A 14,370-nucleotide genomic window follows, 5' to 3' on the forward strand; every position below is an offset into this window, starting at 1 on the left:
CGGGGGACTCCTTGCTACGGGGCGACGACGGGCCGGGTGCCGGCGGCGACGAGCGCCGCCGTCCCCTCGGCGTCCAGGGGGCAGTGGGTGCCGGTGAAGATGCTGGCCGCGCAGAGGTTGCAGTGGGTGCAGCGCGACCGGGTGGCGGCGTCACGGCTGATCTTGTTGATCAGATCCGGCTCCCGGAGCAGGGCGCGGGCCATCGCGACGTACTCGAAGCCGTCGCTCATGGCCGTGCGCATCCCGTCCAGGTCGGTGACGCCGCCGAGCAGGATCAGCGGCATGGACAGCTCGCGGCGGAACTGGAGTGCGAGGTCGCGGAAGTAGAGCGGCTGGTAGGGGTAGTCGTGGAACAGGAACCGGCCGAACATCTTCATGCCGAGCCGCAGCAGCGGCGGCTGGGGCGCGGCCATCGCCGCGAGCGGGATGTCGCCCCGGAACAGGAACATCGGGTTGAGCAGCGAGGACCCGCCGGTGAGCTCCAGGGCGTCCAGGTGCCCGTCGGTCTGCAGCATCCGGGCGAACGGGATCGACTCGTCGAGATCGAAACCGCCGCGTACGCCGTCGCTCATGTTCATCTTGGCGATGACGGCCACGTCGTCGCCGACGGCCTCCTTGACGGCGGCCAGGATCCGGCGCGGGAACTCGGCGCGGTTGGCCAGCGCACCGCCGAACTCGTCCCGGCGTCGGTTGAGCTTCGGCGACAGGAACGATCCGGCGAGGTAGGTGTGGCCCAGGTGCACCTCGACGGCGTCGAAGCCCACCTCGCGCGCCGCCGCGGCGGCGCTGCCGTGCGCGGCCACGATGCGGCGGATGTCGTCGTGCGTCGCGGCGCGGTCGAAGCCCATCGCCAGGGGGTTGAACCGCGCCGACGAGGCGAGCGAGGGCAGCCCGTTCGAGCGGGAGTTCGCCACCGGCCCGGCGTGGCCGATCTGGGCGCTGACCTTGGCGCCGGTGGCGTGCACCGCCTCCGTCAGCCGCCGCAGCCCGGGCAACGCCTCCGGCCGCCAGTAGACCTGGCCCCGTTCGGTGCGTCCCTCGGGCGCGACGGCGAGGTAGGCGACAGTCGTCATGCCGACGCCGCCGCGGCCCACAGCGGTGTGGTACTCGATCAGGCGGTCGGTGACCAGGGCGTCCGGGGTCGCCCCCTCGAAGGTGGCGGATTTGATGACCCGGTTGCGCAGGCGCACCGGACCGAGGGTGGTGGGGGAGAGCGGGTCGGGAATCGGGCGCGTGGTGGTCACGGGGCTTCCTCGGGTGTGGTGATGCGGATGTTCAGCAGACGCAGCAGGGCGTCGACGGCGTGGGCGGGCGAGCCGTCGGGGCCGCCGCGGGCCCAGTCGTACAGCGCGGCCTGGGCCGCCTCGCGGTACGCGGTGGCGACGGCGTGGTAGATCGCCCACGGCGCTCCCGGTCGACGCCGGGCGATCTCCCGGGCGAGGGCCTCGGTCCAGGGCGCGTAGGCGCGCGCCGAGGCTTCCGCCAGTTCGGGTTCCTCGGCGACGACCCGCATCCAGTACCCGCCCGCGCTGAGCACGAGCGCGTCGTCGGAGACGGAGGCGACCACGGCGGCGCGCAGCGCGTCCGACAGCGGGATGTCGAGGGGCAGCGCGCGGAACGTGTCGGTCAGCCGCCGGGTGGCGGCGGGCACCCCCACCCAGGCGAGGGCGGCCTTGGACGGGAAGTGCCGCATCAGGGTGCGGGCGCTGATCCCGGTGGCCGCGGAGATGTCGTCCCAGCCGGTGGCGCCGTAGCCGTGCTCCGCCCAGAGCCGCAGCGCCGCGGTGCCGACCGCTTCGGGATCGAGCACCGTGGGCCGGCCACGTCGGCGCCGCGCGGGCGGGTTATCCGAGGCCATGCCATCAGTGAAGCATTTTTGTCAGGAAGCGTCAATAATCGGCGACCGGGCGGCGACACTGCGCGACGAACACGAACTCCCGATCGGGGCGATCAGGCGCCTCCCGCACGTCGAGCACCCGGTATCCGGCGGCCGTCAGGCTCGACTCGACCTCGTCGCGGTCGCGGAACCGCAGCGTCGAGTCCGACGTGATCACCGCCTCGTCGGTCAGGAACCGGTAGGTGAAGCGGAAGGAGACGAACGGCAGGTCGATCGCGGTGACCCGAAGACGCCGTTCCACCCGTCCGACGCCCGGGACGGATCGGATGACCGGGCCGGTGTCCGTCGCCCACTCCTCCCACGCGCGGTGATCGGGACGCCGGGTCTCGAAGACGAGATGCCCCTGCGGCCGGAGCGCGGCGTGGATGCTCCGGAGCGTCCGTCCCCAGTCGGCATCGGTCAGGAAGACCTGCGCCACGTTCCCGGTCATCGTGGCCAGGTCGGCGTCGAGCGCGGGCAGCGCCGTGGCGTCGCCGTGGATCCAGTGGACCGGGCCGGCCCCGTCCTTGGCCCGCGCGACGTCGAGGGACGCCTCGGCCGGGTCGACGCCGACGACCGCGTGCCCGTGCCGGGCCAGCAGGACCGCCAGCGACCCGGTCCCGCAGCCCACGTCGAGCACCGTGCGCGCGCCCAGCTCACGGGCGAGCGCGAGGTAGGCGGCCAGGTCGTCCCGGTCGGAGTCGAAGGCGTCGTAGACCGGCGCGAGGCGCGGATGGGCGAAGATCGCATCGGGCATCGGGCGACCCTAACCCGGCTTGTGGCGCCCGCACGTCGTAGCGCCCGGGCGCGGTGGGCCGCACCCGTTGACAAGGGGCCCTTCCTCTACCGGAGGCGTTAAGAAGGGGCCCTTCCTTACACCCCTACCGAGCGGTACACCTCCAGCGTCTGGCGGGCGATCGCGTCCCAGGAGAAGTGCTCCACCGCGCGCCGCCGCCCGGCCGCCCCGAATGCCGCGATTCGCTGCGGGTCGGCCAGCAACTCGTTGATCCGCGCGGCCAGGTCGGCCACGAAACGCTCCGGGTGAAGCGGCGTGCCGGAGCCGTCGCCGGCCTGCTCGATCGGCACCAGCAGCCCGGTCTCGCCGTCGGCCACGACCTCCGGGATGCCGCCGGTGGCGGTGGCCACCACCGCGGTCTCGCAGGCCATCGCCTCCAGGTTGACGATGCCCATCGGCTCGTAGACGGACGGGCAGGCGAAGACCGTGGCGTGGGTGAGCACCTGGATCACCTCGTGCTTGGGCAGCATCGCCGCGACCCAGACGACCCCCGACCGGGTGGCCCGCAGTTCGGCGGCCAGCTCCTCGACCTCGGCGGCGATCTCCGGGGTGTCCGGCGCGCCGGCCAGCAGCACCAGCTGCACGTCGGCGGGCAGTTCCCGGGCCGCGCGCAGCAGGTACGGCAGGCCCTTCTGCCGGGTGATCCGCCCGACGTAGACCACGCTGGGCCTCCCCGGGTCGATGCCGAGCCGGTCGAGCACGTCGGTGTTCCGGTCCGGAACGTACTGCGTGGTGTCGATGCCGTTGTAGACCACGCGGACCCGGTCGGGGTTCACCGCCGGGTAGGCGGTGAGCACGTCGCGCCGCATGCCCTCGCTCACCGCGATGATCGCGTCGGCCGCCTCGAACGCGGTCCGCTCGCACCAGGAGGAGAGCGCGTACCCGCCGCCGAGCTGCTCGGCCTTCCACGGGCGCAGCGGCTCCAGGCTGTGCGCGGTCACCACGTGCGGCACCCCGTGCAGCAGCTTCGCTGTGTGCCCGGCCAGGTTGGCGTACCAGGTGTGGCTGTGCACCACGTCGGTGCCGGCGGTCCCGGCGGCCATCTCCAGGTCGACGCCCATGACCCGCAGCGCGGCGTTGGCGCCGGCGAGCGGGGCCGGTTCGGCGTACGCGGTGACGCCCTGCTCGTCGCGGGGCGCGCCGAAGCAGTGCACCCGCACGTCGGCGAGCCGGCGCAGCTCGCGGGCGAGGTATTCCACGTGCACCCCGGCGCCGCCGTACACCTCCGGCGGGTACTCGCGGGTGAGCAGGTCGACGCGCATCGGTGCCATGGCCGCACCCTAGTGCAGAGCGCCACGTCGCACGCGGTGGCAAGTGTGGGCGTCCGAGTGGTGAAGTCGGTTCCAGGTCGTTAGCGTCTGAGCATGGCTGCCAAGGTGCTCGCGATCGTCCTGGCCGGCGGGGAGGGCAAGCGCCTGATGCCCCTGACCACCGACCGGGCGAAGCCCGCCGTCCCCTTCGGCGGGATGTACCGCATGGTCGACTTCGTCCTGTCCAACCTGGCGAACGCCGGCTTCCTCAAGATCGTGGTGCTGACCCAGTACAAGTCCCACTCGCTGGACCGCCACATCACCAAGACCTGGCGGATGTCCACGCTGCTGGGCAACTACGTCACGCCGGTGCCCGCGCAGCAACGCCGCGGCCCGTGGTGGTTCGCCGGCTCGGCCGACGCGATCTACCAGAGCTTCAACCTGATCAACGACGAGCAGCCCGACTACGTGATCGTCTTCGGCGCCGACCACATCTACCGGATGGACCCCCGGCAGATGGTCGAGGACCACATCGCCTCCGGCGCCGGGGTCACGGTGGCCGGCATCCGGCAGCCGCTGTCGACGGCCGACCAGTTCGGCGTGATCGAGGTCGGCGAGGACGGCAAGCGCATCCGCGCGTTCCGGGAGAAGCCCACCGACGCGGTCGGGCTGCCCGACGCGCCGGACGAGATCTACGCCTCGATGGGCAACTACGTGTTCACCACCAGGGCGCTGTGCGAGGCGGTCGAGCGCGACGCGGCGGACAAGACGAGCAAGCACGACATGGGCGGCAGCATCATCCCGATGCTCGTCGAGCGCGGCGAGGCGAACGTCTACGACTTCAAGGACAACGAGGTGCCCGGCAGCACCGACCGCGACCGTGGCTACTGGCGGGACGTGGGGACGCTCGACTCGTTCTACGACGCGCACATGGACCTGATCAACGTGCACCCGGTGTTCAACCTCTACAACTTCGAGTGGCCGATCTACACCGAGCAGCCGCCGTACCCGCCGGCCAAGTTCGTGCACGCCTGGGGCGAGCGCGTGGGCCGCGCGGTCAGCTCGATGGTGTCGCCCGGCTCGGTGATCTCCGGTTCGCTGGTGGAGAACTCGATCGTGGCGCCGAAGGTGAAGGTGCACTCCTGGGCGCACGTCGACGGCGCCGTGCTGATGGAGGGTGTCCAAATCGGCCGCCACGCGGTCGTCCGGCGCGCGATCCTGGACAAGAACGTCCACGTCCCGGAGGGCGCCGAGATCGGCGTCGACCTGGAGAAGGACCGCCAGCGCTACACCGTGTCCGACAACGGCATCGTCGTCATCGGCAAGGGCCAGCGCGTCGAGCCCTGAGCAGTCCCGCCGCAACCCCGAGGAGGATCCCGCAGTGGCCCACCCCCGTGCCGGCCAGCCCGCACAGCCCGCCGACCTGGTCGACGTGCCCCGGCTGGTCACCGCCTACTACGCCGAGCACCCGGACCCGGACGACCCGGCGCAGCAGGTCTCCTTCGGCACCTCCGGGCACCGCGGATCCAGCCTGCGCAACGCCTTCAACTCCGACCACATCCTCGCCGTCACCCAGGCGCTCTGCGACTACCGGCGCGAGCAGGGCCTTTCCGGGCCGCTGTTCCTCGGCCGGGACACCCACGCGCTCTCCGCGCCCGCCGAGGCCGACGCGCTGGAGGTGCTCGCCGCCAACGACGTCACGGTGCTGCGCGACAGCCGCGACGGCTACACCCCGACCCCCGCCGTCTCGCACGCCATCCTCACCCACAACCGGGGGCGCACCAGCGGCCTCGCCGACGGCATCGTGATCACCCCGTCGCACAACCCGCCGTCGGACGGCGGGTTCAAGTACAACCCCACCCACGGCGGGCCCGCCGACACCGACGCCACGAAGTGGATCCAGGACCGCGCGAACGCCATCCTCGCCGCCGGGCTCAAGGAGGTGAAACGCATCCCGTACGCGCGGGCGCGCGCCGCCGCCACCACCGGTGAGTACGACTTCCTCGCCCGGTACGTCGACGACCTGCCCGCCGCGCTGGACATCGACGCGATCCGCGACGCCGGGGTGCGCATCGGCGCGGACCCGATGGGCGGGGCGAGCGTGGCGTACTGGGGCGAGATCGCCGAGCGGCACCGCCTCGACCTCACCGTGATCAACCCGCTCGTGGACCCGACGTGGCGGTTCATGACGCTCGACGGCGACGGCAAGATCCGGATGGACTGCTCGTCGCCGAACGCGATGGCCTCCCTGATCGCCGGCCGGGACGACTACGCGGTCTCCACCGGAAACGACGCCGACGCCGACCGGCACGGCATCGTCACGCCCGACGGCGGACTGATGAACCCCAACCACTACCTGGCGGTGGCGATCGGCCACCTGTTCCGTACCAGGGAGCAGTGGGGCCCGGCCGCGGCGGTGGGCAAGACGCTCGTCTCCTCGTCGATGATCGACCGGGTCGCGGCCGACCTCGGCCGCCCGCTGCTGGAGGTGCCGGTCGGGTTCAAGTGGTTCGTGCCCGGCCTGCTCGACGGCACCGTCGGCTTCGGCGGCGAGGAGAGCGCCGGTGCGTCGTTCCTGCGCCGCGACGGCGGCACCTGGACCACCGACAAGGACGGCATCCTGCTCTGCCTGCTCGCCGCGGAGATCATCGCCACCACCGGCCGTACGCCGAGCGAGCACTGGGCCGAGCTGGCCGGCCGCTTCGGCGCGCCCGCGTACGCCCGGATCGACGCGCCGGCCGACCGGGCGCAGAAGGCCGTCCTGGCGAAGCTGTCGCCGGAGCAGGTCACCGCCACCGAACTGGCCGGCGAGCCGATCAGCGCGATCCTCACCACCGCGCCCGGCAACGGCGCCGCGATCGGCGGGCTCAAGGTGACCACGGAGTCGGGCTGGTTCGCCGCCCGCCCGTCCGGCACCGAGGACGTCTACAAGATCTACGCCGAGTCGTTCCAGGGGCCGGAGCACCTGGCCCGGATCCAGGAGGAGGCGAAGGCGCTGGTCGACGGCGTGCTCGCCACCGCCTGACCCGGCTCAGCGGGGCGGGGGCAGCTCCCGGCGGTTGAGCTGCTCCCGCAAACCGTCCGGCAACAGCTCGCGCAACTGGTCGGGCAGCAGCGGCAGGTCCAGCAGACTCAGCTTGAGCTGGTTGCGCTCCTGGTAGCGGCGCGGGTCGAGGCGGACCACCCGGCCGGCGTCCTTCACGTACCGGATGTGCACCGATCCCTCCGTCGCCGCGTGCCGGATCAGCAGCCCGTCCATCTCCACCGCCACCGGCGCCGAGTCCGCGCGCAGCTCCAGGTGCACCGTCTCGTGCGCGGAGAGCAGCACCGAGCGGGAGATCCCGGCCATCGGCGCGGACGGCGTCACCACCATCGCCTCGGTGGCCGGTGAGATCAGCGGTCCGCCCGCGGCATAGCTGTACGCGGTCGAGCCGGTCGGCGTGCTCACCACCAGCGCGTCGCATCGGTAGTAGCCGTACCGCTGGCCGTCCACCGCCAGGGTGGCCGTGACGAAACCGGCGCCGGGCTGCCGCACCAGCGCGATGTCGTTGAACGCCACCACGTCGTCGCCGCAGACGTCGCAGGCCAGGCAGGCGTGGGATTCGATGGTGAAGTCGTGCTCCACCAGCCGTTCCAGCGCCCGGGGCAGGTCCGGCGGTTCCACCTCGACCAGGAAGCCGAGCCGGCCCAGGTGCACGCCGAGTACCGGCTTGGGGTCGCGGACGGCCATCCGCAGCGCACCGAGCATGGTGCCGTCGCCGCCGATGCTGATCAGTGCGGCGCACCGCCCGGCCATTTCGTCCGCGGCGATGGCCTCCACCGAGGCCGGTACGCGCGCCCGGTCCTCGGTGCGTACCGCGAGCGTGATCCGCTGCCGGGCCGCCCAGTCCGCGATGATCCCCACCACCTCGGAGACGTCCCGGGTGGGGTGCAGCACCAGCCCCAGCACATCGCCCGCCACCGGTACAGCTCACCACACCCGGACCGGACCAGGCCCGGACCGAGCGGCGATGATCCGAAATCCCCCTTTGGGGTGTTAGTCGACACTATGGTGTGAACATGCCGGTCTCGTATGGTGCCCAGCCGATCGTGCCCTCCCCGAGCGCCGCGGTGGCGTCCCGCCCGGACGCGCCGGAGGTCCGGATTCGCCCGGCCACCGTCGCGGACGCGGACTGGCTGGCCGAGGTCAGCCGGGCGTCGTTCGCGCGGCATCTGCACGACTACCTCACCTCGGCCCAGCCCGGCGTCGGCCGGTTCTGGGAGGTCGTGCTCGCCCACCCGGAGTCGTTCCCCGGCCGTTGCTTCTTGGTGGCCGAGGACGAGGACGGCCGGCGGCTGGGCTTCGCCGACCTGACCCGGGTCGAGCCGGGCCTGGCGCACCTGTCCTACCTCTGCGTGGTGGAGGCCGCGCGCGGCCGGGGCGTCGCCCGGGAACTGCTGCGCGGCTACGCCCGCGCCCACCCCGGCCTCCGGTCGATGCGGCTGGACGTGTTCGCCGACAACGCCCCGGCCCGCGCGCTCTACGACCGGCTCGGATTCGCCGGCGACGCCACGACCACCTGGTGGGTCGCCGACCTCGCGCTCGGCGGCGTCGCGCCCGCCGAGGTCCGCTTCGAAGGGCTGCACGCCGCGCGGGCCTGGCTCGACACGTACGGCTTCGGTGAGCTCACCGTCGTCGCGGGGGACGCCACCCACGTGCTGGGGCGGCCGAGCCCGCGGGTGCTGCGGTGCTTCGACCCGGCGACGCTGCGACGGCCGGCCGTGGTCGCCGCAGCGGTCCGGGCCTTCCCCGGCATCGACCGCGTCCTGGTCATGACGCCCGGCGAGGACGCACCGCCCAGCGAGGTCGGCCCGCTCCGGGCCGTCAACCGCTCACTCAGGATGTCCACCTCCGAGATCCGCGCCAGACTGGAGCTTCCGTGACGCAGACGATCCCCAAGACCGCCACCGACCCGGGCGCCTTCCGCACGCCGAGCCTGTTCTACCGGGCGGCCCGGGAGGGCATGCGCGACCTGCTCGCCCAGCCCGAGGTCTGGCGCGGCGAGCGGCGCGACATCCTGCTGCCCGCGTTCATCGGCTGGTCCGCCAACGAGGGCAGCGGCGTCTTCGACCCGGTGACCGAACTCGGGCTCGATCCCGGCTTCTACGACCTGACCGAGGACCTCGCGGTGGACGTGCCCTCGCTGGAGACCCGGCTCGCGGAGCGTCCCTACGACGTGGTGGTGGTCATCCACTACTTCGGCCGCACCGAACGGGCGATCGGCCGGATCCGGGAGCTGACCGACCGGCACGGCGCGCTGCTGCTCGAAGACCTCGCGCACGCGTGGTTCACCCACGCGCTCGGCGGGCCGGCCGGCCGCACCGGCGACGTCTCGCTCTACTCCCTGCACAAGATGCTGCCGATGCCCGGCGCGCGCGGCGGGATGATCACTTACCGCGATCCGAGCCGGCTCACCGGTCAGCGGGAGACCGAGCCGGACCTGTCCCGGCACGTGCTCGACCACGACACGCTCGGCATCGCCGCGCGGCGACAGGAGAACTTCCGCGCCCTCAGCGCGCTGCTGCGCGGCCTGCCCGAACTCGGCGTCGCGTTCGAGCTGATGTGGCTCGACCTGTCGCCGGAGGACGCCCCGCAGACACTGCCGGTGCGGATCCTCGGCACCGGACGGGAGAACCGCGACCATGTCTACGCCGAGATGAACCGGGACGGCTTCGGCATGGTCAGCCTCTACCACACGCTCATCGAACAGTTGCGGGATCACCCGTCGATGGCACGGCTGTCCCGGCAGATCATCAACTTCCCCGTACACCAGGACGTCGAGCCGGCCGACTACCGGGCGCTGGTCGCGAGCTTCCGGCGGGCGTTGGACACGCTCCCCGAGCGCGGCGCGCTCGCCGGGCGTCCGGTGGCGCCGGTCCAGGGCAGCGCCGCCGCGGCGCCGCGACCGTCCGGCGTCCCCACCGGCTCCTTCCGAACGGGCGTCGGTGCCCGCCCGGCGCGGGGGGGCACCGACCGGCTCAGCGGACGCCGGTGAGGCGCCGTTCCTGGTCGAGGTCGAGCATCTGCGCCGACGGGTCGACCGCCACGCCGGAGGCCCGCAGGACCTTGCCCGCCGTCCGCGCCAGGATGCGCAGGTCGAGCCAGAGGGACCAGTCGAGAACGTAACGGACATCGAGTTCCAGGCGCTCGGTCCAGGCCAGGTCGTTGCGGCCGTTGACCTGCGCGAGCCCGGTGATGCCGGGCCGGACCTCGAAACGCTTGCGCTCCCGGTCGGTGTACCAGGGGTCGTAGCGCAGCAGCAGCGGCCGGGGACCGACCAGGCTGAGGTCGCCGCGCAGCACGTTGACCATCTGCGGCAGCTCGTCGATGCTCAGCCGCCGCAGGGTCCGGCCGACACCCCGGCAGCGGACCCCGTCGGGCAGCAGCCGGCCCTCCGCGTCGCGGTCGTCGGACATCGTCCTGAGCTTGAGGACCCGGATGCGGCGCTCGTACCGGCCGGTGCGTTCCTGCCGGAAGAAGACCGGGCTGCCGAACTGGGCCAGGACGAGCAACGCGGCGACCGCCACGACCGGCGCGGTCACCACGAGGACGACGAGCGCCACTGTGATGTCGATGAGCCGCTTGAGCCGCAGCTCGATCGTCCGGCGGGCGGGGCTCACCGGGAGTGCGCCTTCCCGGCGGCCGGCGGCGCGTACTCCCCGGGTGGTCCGCCGACGCCGGCGGCGTGCTCGATGACCTCGGCCATCCGCACCGCGGAGATCCGGTTGTCGAAGTGCCGGTGCGACCGCTCGCGGGCGCGTACGCCGCGTTCGGCGAGCCGCCCGGACCGGAACTCGGCGTACGCGTGCTCGATGGCCGCCGCCAGGGCGGCCGGGTCGTCCCGGGGAACCACCCACCCGCAGCTCTCGTCCACCGTCTCCGGCAGCCCGCCGGCGTCGCTGACGATGCTTGGTACGTCCAGCAGCGCCGCCTCGGGCGGCGCGCCGTGGCCCTCGCTCAGCGACGGGCTGACACTGAGGTCGGCCGCCCGGTAGTAGGGCCGCACGTCGTCGGCGGTGTCGATCCAGCGGACGGAGTGGTCGTCAGCGACCCCGAACCGGCGGATCAGCTCCTGCCGGTGCTCCTCACCGGCCTGGTCCGAGCCGCCGCCGACGAGCATCAGCAGCGCCTCGGGGTGCCGGGACCGGACCTCCTGCCACGCGGCGAGCAGGACGTCGTGGCCCTTGAACGCGCGGTCCCGGTGGGCGGCGAGCTTCCGCGGGGGATAGACGTACGCCACCATGATCACGACGAACTGGTCCGGGCTCAGCCCGAGATCCGCCCGGCACTTCGCCCGGGCCTCCGCCCGCGTCGCCGCCGTGTCGTCCGGCAGGTCGGCGGTCGCCCAGGCGAGGTTGAGCCCGCTGGTCACGGCCGGCCGCCGCGACACCGGCACGCCCAGCTCGCCGTAGAGGCGGGAGGTGTAGCGGGTGCCGCAGATGATCGTGCGGTCCAGGCGCCAGAGCAGCCGCTCGACCATCCGGACCGCCCGTGACTCCAGGAACGCGGGGCCGGCGACGAACTGCACCCGCGTCAGGGGCAGGCCGACGGTGGCGAGCCGTGCGCCCAGCGTGGCCGCGTACAGGTGGTGGTAGAGCACCTCGGACCGCAGGCGGCGGACGAGGCGGCGCAGCCGCCACAGCTCGGACAGCGTGCTGAGGCTGGGCCGGAAGCGGAACGAGAACGGCGACGCCACCGTCCGGATCCCGGCCTCGGCGAGGCGGGCGTTCAGCCGACCGCCGGGCGGGCAGATCACCACCACCTCGTGGCCGCGATCCCGCAGGGCGCACGCCTGCGGGATGGTCCAGAGTCCGCCGTAGTTCGTCTTGACGATGACGGCGACGCGCAGTGACCGGCGCCCGGGCGGGTCGCCGGCGACGCCGGACCGGGGATCGTGCCTCACGTGGTTCGCCTCCAACCGTCGGCGCGGCGTCGTTCGCCGCTCCACCCAGGGCAACGAGCTTTGTGGTGTTTAGTAACCAACGTCGGATTCTCTCGTTGGCCCTGCGGAGAGAGCACCGGCGAGCGGTAGGAGCGCGCGTGAGAGTCGTCGTCACGGGGGGCGCCGGTTTCATCGGTTCCAACCTGGTACGGGCCCTGTCGGAAACGGGCCGGGTCACCGAGATCGTCGTCGTCGACGACCTCTCCACCGGGTCGGTGCAGAACCTGCGCGGGCTGCCCGTGGAGGTGCTGATCGGTACCGTCCTGGACCCCGCGCTGCTCGACCGCGCGATGAGCGGCGCGTCGAGCGTGGTCCACCTCGGCGCCCTCGGCTCGGTGCCCCGCTCCATCGACGACCCGCTGCGAAGCCACCACGCGAACGCCACCGGCACCCTGACGGTCCTCGACGCCGCCCGCCGCAACGGCGTCCCGCAGTGCGTGCTGGCCTCCTCGTCCTCGGTGTACGGCGCCAATCCGGTACTGCCGCGCCAGGAGGGGCTGCGGCCCATGCCGGTCAGCCCGTACGCGGTGTCGAAGCTGGCCACCGAGGCGTACGGGATCGCGTTCGCCAACTGCTACGGCATGGCGGTCCTGCCGTTCCGCTTCTTCAACGTCTTCGGGCCGAGGCAGGCGGCGAACCACGTGTACGCCGCAGTGGTCCCGCGGTTCGTCACCGCTGCCCTGGAGAACCGGCCGTTGCAGGTGCACGGCGACGGGCGGCAGTCCCGGGACTTCACCTACGTGGGCAGCGTGACCTCGGTGATCGTGGACGCCGTCCTACGGCAGGTGGCGTCCCCGGACGTGGTGAACCTCGCGTTCGGCGCGCGTATCTCCCTGCTCGACCTCATCGTCGAACTGGAGACCGTGCTGGGCCGGCCGTTGGACGTCGTGCACGTGCCGGCCCGGCCCGGTGACGTACGCGAGTCCCAGGCCGACCACGCACGACTGCGCGAGCTGTTCCCGACCGCGTTGCCGACCCCCTTCGCCGAGGGGTTGCGGGCCACGGTCGAGTGGTTCCGGTCGGGGGAGGCCCTGACGGACGCCGTGCCGGCGCAGGGGCAGCCCCTCAGCGCGCCTCTTTCCTGAGGCGTGAACTTGAGAAGTTACTGCTATCCGGATGCACGCACCGGATGGCGCGGTGCGGCGGCGATCGGCGCGGATACGGGTTTGCGCCTCGACACGATTTGTGCCGGGGTCGACATGGTTCCCACGCGCGCGAAGCCCAGGCAGATGATGGCGTAGAAGACGGCGCCGTACAGAAGAGTGCTGAGAAAAGTAACGCTCTCCCCGCGGAAGCCGTACATCCAGTCGACGGTGTAGAGGATGCTCGCGTAGGCGAACACGTGACCTCGCCCGGCTCGGAGAAGGATCAGCCGATGGCCGAGGGTGATCGCGGCGAAGACGAACGGGATGCCGAGCAAACCGAAGTTGAGATAGGCCTCGGCCGTAAGGGAGAACCCATAACCTGATGAGGAACCGGGGGCCCACTGGTCGACGAGCCAGTACATGAGCATGGGGCGGTCCGCCACCAACGCGGACGGCAGGATGGCGATCAACGCCTCCGTATAGCTCTGACCCGGCCACAGTTGGAGACTGCTCTCGCCGTACGTCATGACGTAGGTGTCCACGAACATCGTGGAACCCTCGTTCAGGGCCTTTCCGATGTTCAGCGTGCCCCCGCTGCGAACGGCGCTGAGGTAGGTGGCCGCTACGGCGAACGCGACGCCGGCCAACCCGAACTTGGGCGGGATGCGTCTCCGCTGTAGGAGAAGAATGTGCATCGCAACTGCGAAGGCGACGAAGAGAAAGTCCCGTTCGTTGGTCGCCATGCAGTAGAGCACGTAGAGGCCGAAGTTCAACCAGTAGGGCAATCGCGCCGAGGGCACCGCCCTGGTCAGGAAGTAGAGCGAGCAGGCGCAGATCTCGAGAGCTAGGTAGCGGTAGTGCAGTGGCCCGGCGAGCTGGATCCGTTCGAGTTTGTTGCCGGTGATCATCGCGGGACCGCGCAGCACCAGGATGACGGCGGCATAGGCAGCCAGGGTCCAGAGCGCCGCCGGAACCAGTGCATTCTTCCGCGGTGAGCGCCCGAGGGTCGACAGGTCCGGTAGCCGGTCGCGGATCGGCATGAGGAGGGCCACTGCCGCTACGCCGGCGAGGGCCAGCAGCAGCGCGAGACAGGCCTGGTTGATCTTGTCGGGGATGATCCCTGCATAGATCTCGTTGCCGAGGGCGTAGTTGATTGCAGGGCCGAACCCGAAAAAGATGAAATAGGCGAACAGATAGGGTAGGAAGTCGCTCCGGCCTGATCGGAGAAAGACCGCGAGCAACATCGCCACGCCGAGTGCGAGGGACAGCCAGACCACCGGGCCGGTGCTCAGTTCCATGGAGTCTCCAAGTTGATGCCCGACCGGTGGGACGCGTGCCGTGTGCTTGGCCGACGTCGGACTGTCGGCGGCGAGAACGTGCG

General features: G+C 71.8%; 13 protein-coding genes. 5 read left to right on the plus strand and 8 right to left on the minus strand.

Features of this window, described 5'->3' with window-relative positions:
- Positions 1 to 14 precede the first annotated feature (14 nt).
- The 4 genes from Q3W68_RS14745 to glgA all read right to left on the minus strand — a co-directional run bounded on the left by Q3W68_RS14745 (position 15) and on the right by glgA (position 3,943).
- The gene (locus tag Q3W68_RS14745; RefSeq protein ID WP_302905962.1) at positions 15 to 1,244 is read right to left on the minus strand and encodes an NADH:flavin oxidoreductase; all 1,230 of its coding nucleotides are present in this window, start codon (positions 1,242 to 1,244) and stop codon (positions 15 to 17) included.
- Positions 1,241 to 1,810: a TetR/AcrR family transcriptional regulator gene (locus Q3W68_RS14750; RefSeq protein ID WP_302905963.1), complete on the minus strand. Its 570-nt coding sequence runs from the start codon at positions 1,808 to 1,810 to the stop codon at positions 1,241 to 1,243. The genes Q3W68_RS14745 and Q3W68_RS14750 overlap by 4 nt, the downstream gene beginning before the upstream one ends.
- Before the next feature lie 79 nt (positions 1,811 to 1,889).
- Complete coding sequence (locus Q3W68_RS14755; RefSeq protein ID WP_302905964.1) at positions 1,890 to 2,633, minus strand: bifunctional 2-polyprenyl-6-hydroxyphenol methylase/3-demethylubiquinol 3-O-methyltransferase UbiG; 744 nt, start codon at positions 2,631 to 2,633, stop codon at positions 1,890 to 1,892.
- Between the two features lie 116 nt (positions 2,634 to 2,749).
- Positions 2,750 to 3,943: a glycogen synthase gene (gene glgA, locus Q3W68_RS14760; RefSeq protein WP_302905965.1), complete on the minus strand. Its 1,194-nt coding sequence runs from the start codon at positions 3,941 to 3,943 to the stop codon at positions 2,750 to 2,752.
- A 93-nt stretch (positions 3,944 to 4,036) separates the two neighbouring features.
- Here glgA and glgC point away from each other — a divergent pair, with 93 nt between their 5' ends.
- Positions 4,037 to 5,269, plus strand: a complete 1,233-nt coding sequence (gene glgC, locus Q3W68_RS14765; RefSeq protein WP_194800913.1) for a glucose-1-phosphate adenylyltransferase — start codon at positions 4,037 to 4,039, stop codon at positions 5,267 to 5,269.
- 34 nt (positions 5,270 to 5,303) lie between these two features.
- Positions 5,304 to 6,947 carry a phosphoglucomutase (alpha-D-glucose-1,6-bisphosphate-dependent) gene (pgm, locus tag Q3W68_RS14770; RefSeq protein WP_302905966.1) on the plus strand — a complete coding sequence of 548 codons (1,644 nt, stop codon included), beginning with the start codon at positions 5,304 to 5,306 and terminating at the stop codon, positions 6,945 to 6,947.
- A gap of 6 nt (positions 6,948 to 6,953) precedes the next feature.
- Here the strand turns inward: pgm and Q3W68_RS14775 are convergent, their stop codons facing one another.
- Positions 6,954 to 7,883 carry an NAD(+)/NADH kinase gene (locus Q3W68_RS14775; protein WP_302905967.1) on the minus strand — a complete coding sequence of 310 codons (930 nt, stop codon included), beginning with the start codon at positions 7,881 to 7,883 and terminating at the stop codon, positions 6,954 to 6,956.
- 98 nt (positions 7,884 to 7,981) lie between these two features.
- On the opposite strand from Q3W68_RS14775, the gene Q3W68_RS14780 reads away from it, so the two are divergent.
- A complete protein-coding gene (locus Q3W68_RS14780) occupies positions 7,982 to 8,845 on the plus strand; it encodes a GNAT family N-acetyltransferase (protein ID WP_302905968.1) in 864 nt (287 codons plus the stop codon).
- Positions 8,842 to 9,957 (plus strand): DegT/DnrJ/EryC1/StrS family aminotransferase, encoded by a 1,116-nt coding sequence (locus Q3W68_RS14785; RefSeq protein ID WP_302905969.1) that lies wholly within the window; start codon positions 8,842 to 8,844, stop codon positions 9,955 to 9,957. The genes Q3W68_RS14780 and Q3W68_RS14785 overlap by 4 nt, the downstream gene beginning before the upstream one ends.
- Here the strand turns inward: Q3W68_RS14785 and Q3W68_RS14790 are convergent.
- Positions 9,941 to 10,582 (minus strand): sugar transferase, encoded by a 642-nt coding sequence (locus tag Q3W68_RS14790; RefSeq protein ID WP_302905970.1) that lies wholly within the window; start codon positions 10,580 to 10,582, stop codon positions 9,941 to 9,943. The genes Q3W68_RS14785 and Q3W68_RS14790 overlap by 17 nt on opposite strands.
- Positions 10,579 to 11,865 (minus strand): glycosyltransferase, encoded by a 1,287-nt coding sequence (locus Q3W68_RS14795; protein WP_302905971.1) that lies wholly within the window; start codon positions 11,863 to 11,865, stop codon positions 10,579 to 10,581. Before Q3W68_RS14795 ends, Q3W68_RS14790 begins: the two co-directional genes overlap by 4 nt.
- Before the next feature lie 137 nt (positions 11,866 to 12,002).
- Here Q3W68_RS14795 and Q3W68_RS14800 point away from each other — a divergent pair, with 137 nt between their 5' ends.
- Positions 12,003 to 12,989, plus strand: a complete 987-nt coding sequence (locus tag Q3W68_RS14800) for an NAD-dependent epimerase/dehydratase family protein (RefSeq protein WP_302905972.1) — start codon at positions 12,003 to 12,005, stop codon at positions 12,987 to 12,989.
- Between the two features lie 23 nt (positions 12,990 to 13,012).
- Here the strand turns inward: Q3W68_RS14800 and Q3W68_RS14805 are convergent, their stop codons facing one another.
- Positions 13,013 to 14,287: a hypothetical protein gene (locus Q3W68_RS14805; protein WP_302905973.1), complete on the minus strand. Its 1,275-nt coding sequence runs from the start codon at positions 14,285 to 14,287 to the stop codon at positions 13,013 to 13,015.
- Positions 14,288 to 14,370 lie beyond the last annotated feature (83 nt).

This window comes from Micromonospora sp. C28ISP2-4 (assembly GCF_030519385.1).
GTDB classification, from domain to species: domain Bacteria; phylum Actinomycetota; class Actinomycetes; order Mycobacteriales; family Micromonosporaceae; genus Micromonospora; species Micromonospora tulbaghiae.